The organism is Pseudomonas sp. PS02303, from assembly GCF_029959925.1.
Taxonomy (GTDB): Bacteria; Pseudomonadota; Gammaproteobacteria; order Pseudomonadales; family Pseudomonadaceae; genus Aquipseudomonas; species Aquipseudomonas mandelii.
On the sequence record NZ_JASCOM010000337.1, the window covers coordinates 1 to 5,444 of the forward strand.

Genomic DNA, 5,444 nt, shown 5'->3' on the forward strand with positions numbered 1-5,444 from the left:
CGATGACGGAGTGTCAGTCGACATTTGTGTTGCCTGATACACCGTCATCGCGAGCAGGCTCGCTCCCACAGGGTTTTGCATTGTCAGATCAAGCCTCGGGAACACCATTCTCCCACGCCGACCAATTGTTCAAGATCTCCAGCACCAACGGATTCCCCGTCCGGTACAGGTTCTCCAGTGCCGGCACAAACCCGCCCTGATCCGCATACTTGAGCAGGTTGTCCACCTCGCTCTGGCCCGGGGCCGGTCGATCAAAGTCGGAGCCCGCGCGCACCACCGCCAGGCGTTGCACGTCTACCAGGCCCTCGCGACTGGCCCGCAGCAGCGCTTCGTAGGTGGAGTTATCTTCCTGTTGCGTCGTGCAGTACTCGCCTTTGTCGTCGGTCAACAGCTTGGTCCAGACCTCGGCACGCTCACTCAAGCGCGTCCCGGAAAACCAGGTGTTGCCGGCCAGCGTGTCGCACTTCGTCACCGTCGGTGGCTGATTGGCCGGGGCCGACGGGTATTTCAGGCGCCATGCCGCCGATTCCTTGCTCTCGCTCAACTTGACGTTGTGCGTCAGGGCGAATGCCTTGGCCTGCAACTTCGGATTGAGCTCGAACACTTCGGTCTTGTAGTCCAGCGGCGGTTTTTGGTTCGGGCCTTGGGTGTTGATGCCGATGTATCCGGTTGGCCAGTCTTTCGGCGCGTCTCGCGAATCCAGTTCCCACTGGGTGCCGAACTCCACCAGGTAATGGGCCCAAGCGGTGGTGCCAATGGTCCCGTGTTTCGGGCTGATGCCGGCAATGCCGGCGATCAGGAAGTAGCTTTTACGCAGGTCGAATTTCGGCGACAGGGCCAGGGCCAGTGTCGAAGCTGCGGCGTTGGTCTGGCCCATGCCGGTGACCATCAGGCACACCTGCTGCGTGTTGCAGCGAATGGTCGGGTACTCGGCGGACAGGCCCGGCACTCGAACTTCCTGATTGAGCTCCAGCCGATCGATCCAGTTTTGCGCCTCGGGGGCGAACATGGTGATCAGCATCACTTTCGGCTGGATCGGTGCTTCGCTTGCCCAGGCAGTGGAAGAGAGCAGGGCGGCACAGGCCAGGGACATACGCGTCATTGCATTCATAAAACCTCCAGGTTCAATCAAGCCTCAGAACTGATAACCGATGCCGGCGTAGTAACCCCAGCCATTGGAGCGAGCGCGGAAGTCGCCGTCGCCGAAATTCAACTCGCTGCCATCCTCCCAGTTGCCGCCGTTGTGGAAGTAACGGCCGACCAGGGTGAAGCGCAAGTGTGTGAACGAGTACAGCAAGACGTTGGTGGTGACGGTGGCGTTGGCGGTGCGGGCCGGGTTGTCCTTGTGCAGGTCGGAGCCGAAATCGAAGTTGGTGAAGCCGATGTACGTCAGTGACGCGCCGTTGCTGAAGCTGCTGATCGGCACGATGTATTTGAGCTGGGCACGGTAGCCGTCCCACGAATACTCGTTGCTGGCGCCGTAGTTTTCCCACTGATAACGCCCGTAGAAGTTCGCCGACAAGTTGACTCGCGAGTGGGTGTCGATGTCGGTGCCCAGGCCGCTGTAAAGCGTATTGGCGCGGTTGGCGCTGTTGCTGCCGTGGTCGTAGATCCAGTCGAACGCCACGTACCATTCTTTGAACGGCCCGATGGCCAGGCTGCGGCCGGCAAGGTGGTCGATGGAAATGCGCGGTTCGTGCTCCATGAACACCGGCGAACCGTGGTCCCACACGCCTTTGTCATGACTGTTGCCGATGTCGAAGATCTTCGGGATGTCGATGTAGCCATACAACTCGAACGGCCCTTTGCGCCCGAAGTACTCGTACTCCAGGTAAATATCGTCGGCCGGTTGCGGGCCGAAACTGATGTCTTTGCTGCCGATGACGGTCAGGTCCTGGTTGAACCAGTCCGACAGGTAAACGCCTTTTTTCGGCGGGCTGGCTTCGGGACTCAGGGTTTCGCCCTGGGCGGATTCTTCGGTGGGCGCGGATTGCGCCAAAACGGTGCTGCTGAGTAGTCCTGTAACGCTGGCCAACAGCAAGGAAACAGCAAGAGTGCGCGAGCAAGTCACGCGGCTGGACGTGCGGTGCATTAAAAGTCCCTTTTCGTGCGGATCAAAAGCCCGATTCTTCGGGCTTGCGCGGTTATGTCGCGAAAACGTCTATATCAGCGACTCGCAAACGTTTGCATAACAGATGCCAATTATTTCAATTCCATGAAAAATCGACGAAATAAGGGTTTTTATTGTCGGGTTGGTCAGTTACGCGAACTGACACTTCTGTAGCTGCTACAAGGCTGGTGGTGTTGCGCCTTGGATTGACCGCCAGTGGTAGACTCGCCCCCATTGTCTTCACGAGGTATTCCCATGAGCGAGCCGATTCGTCTGACCCAATACAGCCACGGCGCCGGCTGTGGCTGCAAAATTTCGCCGCAAGTGCTTGAGGTGATTCTGGCCGGCAGTGGCGCGCAGAACCTCGACCCCAGGCTTTGGGTCGGCAACGCCTCGCGCGATGACGCGGCGGTGTACGCGATCGACGAAGAACGCGGCGTGGTCTCGACCACCGACTTCTTTATGCCGATCGTCGACGACCCGTTCGATTTCGGCCGCATTGCCGCCACCAACGCCATCAGCGATATCTACGCCATGGGCGGTGATCCGCTGATGGCGATTGCGATCCTTGGCTGGCCGGTGAATGTATTGGCGCCGGAGATTGCCCGGGAGGTGATTCGCGGTGGACGTTCGGTGTGTGACGAGGCGGGCATTCCGTTGGCCGGTGGGCATTCCATCGACGCCCCGGAGCCGATCTTCGGCCTGGCGGTGACCGGGCTGGTTGAAAAGCGCCACATGAAGCGCAACGACACCGCCACCGCCGGCTGTCTGCTTTACCTCACCAAACCGCTGGGCATCGGCATCCTCACCACCGCCGAGAAGAAGGGCAAGCTGCGCACGGCCGACATTGGCCTGGCTCGCGACTGGATGTGCACCCTGAACAAACCCGGCAGCCGTTTCGGCAAGCTCGACGGCGTGACGGCGATGACCGACGTCACCGGTTTCGGCTTGTTGGGGCATCTGGTGGAAATGGCCGACGGCAGCAACGTCACCGCACGCATCGAATACAACCGTGTACCGCGTCTGCCGGGTGTCGAGTATTACCTCGACCAGGGCTGCGTGCCGGGCGGCACCCTGCGTAATTTCGACAGTTACGCGAGCAAGGTCGGGCGCGTGCAGGAATTGCATAAGCGGGTGCTGTGCGATCCGCAGACCAGCGGCGGCCTGCTGGTGGCGGTCACGCCCGAAGGCAACGAGCAATTCCTCAAAGTGGCCAGCGAATTGGGCCTGGCCCTTGAGCCAATCGGTGAGCTGGTCGAGCGACAGAGCCACGCGGTCGAGGTGTTTTGATGTCAATCGACTTCACCGACTACCGCGACATCTTTCTCAACGACCGGCCGATGCTGGATGCCCGCGCGCCGATCGAATTCCACAAGGGCGCGTTCCCCGGGGTGGTCAATCTGCCGCTGATGAACGACCACGAGCGGCAGCGGATCGGCACCTGCTACAAGCAACACGGCCAGCAAGCGGCGATCACCCTGGGGCATCAACTGGTGTCCGGCGAGATCAAGGCCGAACGCATCCAGGCCTGGGCCGATTTTGCCCGGGCGCACCCCGAGGGCTATTTGTATTGTTTTCGCGGCGGCTTGCGTTCGCAGATTGTCCAGCAGTGGCTCAAGGACGAGGCCGGCATCGACTATCCGCGCGTCGGTGGCGGCTACAAGGCCATGCGCAGCTTCTTGCTGGACACGGTCGATCAGGCCGTTGCCCAGTGCGATTTCGTATTGCTGGGCGGCATGACCGGCACCGGCAAGACCGAGGTGCTCACGCAGCTACGCAACGGCCTGGACCTCGAAGGCCACGCCAATCATCGCGGTTCCAGCTTCGGCAAACGCGCCACCGTCCAACCGTCCAATATCGACTTTGAAAACCGCCTGGCGGTAGACGTGCTGAAGAAACGCGCTCATGGCATCGAGCAGTTTGTGCTGGAAGACGAAAGCCGGGCGATTGGCAGCTGCGCGTTGCCCTTGCCGCTGTTTCAGGGCATGCAGCAGTACCCGATGGTCTGGCTGGAGGACAGCCAGGAAGGGCGGGTCGAACGGATCTTGCGCGATTACGTCGTGGACTTGTGTGCCGAGTTCATCAGCGTGCATGGCGATGAAGGCTTTGCGCTGTTTTCCGAGCGTCTGCTGGAAAGCTTGAACAATGTGCAGAAGCGCCTGGGCGGTGAACGGCACCGGCGGATGTTGATCTTGATGGAAGACGCGTTGGCGGAGCAGGCGAACAGCGGGGCGGTGGATTTGCACCGGGGCTGGATCGAAGGGTTGCTGCGTGAGTATTACGATCCGATGTATGCCTTTCAGCGGGAGAAGAAGGGCGCGCGGATTGAGTTTGCCGGGGAGAAGGGCGCGGTTCTTGAGTACCTGCGCGAGCGGCAGATCAACCGACAGTGATGTGTTGAATTTTCTGGCCCCATCGCGAGCAGGCTCGCTCCTACACTGGATTTGTGTCGCGCCGGAGATCCAATGAGGGAGATCAACCGACCGTGATGTGTTGTTTTTTCTGGCCCCATCGCGAGCAGGCTCGCTCCTACACTGGATCTGTGTCGCGCCGGAGATCCAATGAGGGAGATCAACCGACCGTGATGTGTTGGTTTTTCTGACCCCATCGCGAGCAGGCTCGCTCCCACACTGGATTTGTGTCGCGCCGGAGATCCAATGTGGGAGATCAACCGACAGTGATGTGTCGGTTGATCTGGCCCCATCGCGAGCAGGCTCGCTCCTACACTGGATCGGTGTAGCGCCGGAGATCCAATGAGGGAGATCAACCGACCGTGATGTGTTGGTTTTCTGGCCCCATCGCGAGCAGGCTCGCTCCCACACTGGATCTGTGTCGCACCGGAAATCCAATGAGGGAGATCAACCGACAGTGATGGGTTGGTTTTCTGGCCCCATCGCGAGCAGGCTCGCTCCCACACTGGATCTGTGTCGCGCCGGAGATCCAATGAGGGAGATCAACCGACAGTGATGGGTTGGTTTTCTGGCCCCATCGCGAGCAGGCTCGCTCCTACACTGGATTTGTGTCGCGCCGGAGATCCAATGAGGGAGATCAACCGACAGTGATGTGTCGGTTTTTCTGGCCCCATCGCGAGCAGGCTCGCTCCCACACTGGATTTGTGTCGCGCCGGAGATCCAATGTGGGAGATCAACCGACAGTGATGGGTTGGTTTTCTGACCCCATCGCGAGCAGGCTCGCTCCTACACTGGATCTGTGTCGCGCCGGAGATCCAATGAGGGAGATCAACCGACAGTGATGTGTCGGTTTTTCTGGCCCCATCGCGAGCAGGCTCGCTCCTACACTGGATCTGTGTCGCGCCGGAGATCCAGTGTGGGAG

Annotated in this window: 4 protein-coding genes; 2 read left to right on the plus strand and 2 right to left on the minus strand. The window is 60.2% G+C overall.

Translation table 11 applies throughout. From position 1 onward, the window contains the following. Positions 1–88 precede the first annotated feature (88 nt). Both QMX98_RS31980 and QMX98_RS31985 read right to left on the minus strand, forming a co-directional pair. Entirely contained in the window at positions 89–1,111 is a 1,023-nt protein-coding gene (locus tag QMX98_RS31980; protein ID WP_282411941.1) for a purine nucleoside permease, read from the minus strand. A 24-nt stretch (positions 1,112–1,135) separates the two neighbouring features. Then, a complete protein-coding gene (locus QMX98_RS31985) occupies positions 1,136–2,092 on the minus strand; it encodes a nucleoside-specific channel-forming protein Tsx (RefSeq protein ID WP_282411942.1) in 957 nt (318 codons plus the stop codon). 273 nt (positions 2,093–2,365) lie between these two features. Between QMX98_RS31985 and selD the strand changes: the two genes are divergently transcribed. After that, positions 2,366–3,400: a selenide, water dikinase SelD gene (selD, locus tag QMX98_RS31990; RefSeq protein ID WP_154504008.1), complete on the plus strand. Its 1,035-nt coding sequence runs from the start codon at positions 2,366–2,368 to the stop codon at positions 3,398–3,400. Continuing rightward, entirely contained in the window at positions 3,400–4,503 is a 1,104-nt protein-coding gene (gene mnmH, locus QMX98_RS31995; RefSeq protein WP_102595463.1) for a tRNA 2-selenouridine(34) synthase MnmH, read from the plus strand. The genes selD and mnmH overlap by 1 nt, the downstream gene beginning before the upstream one ends. Positions 4,504–5,444 lie beyond the last annotated feature (941 nt).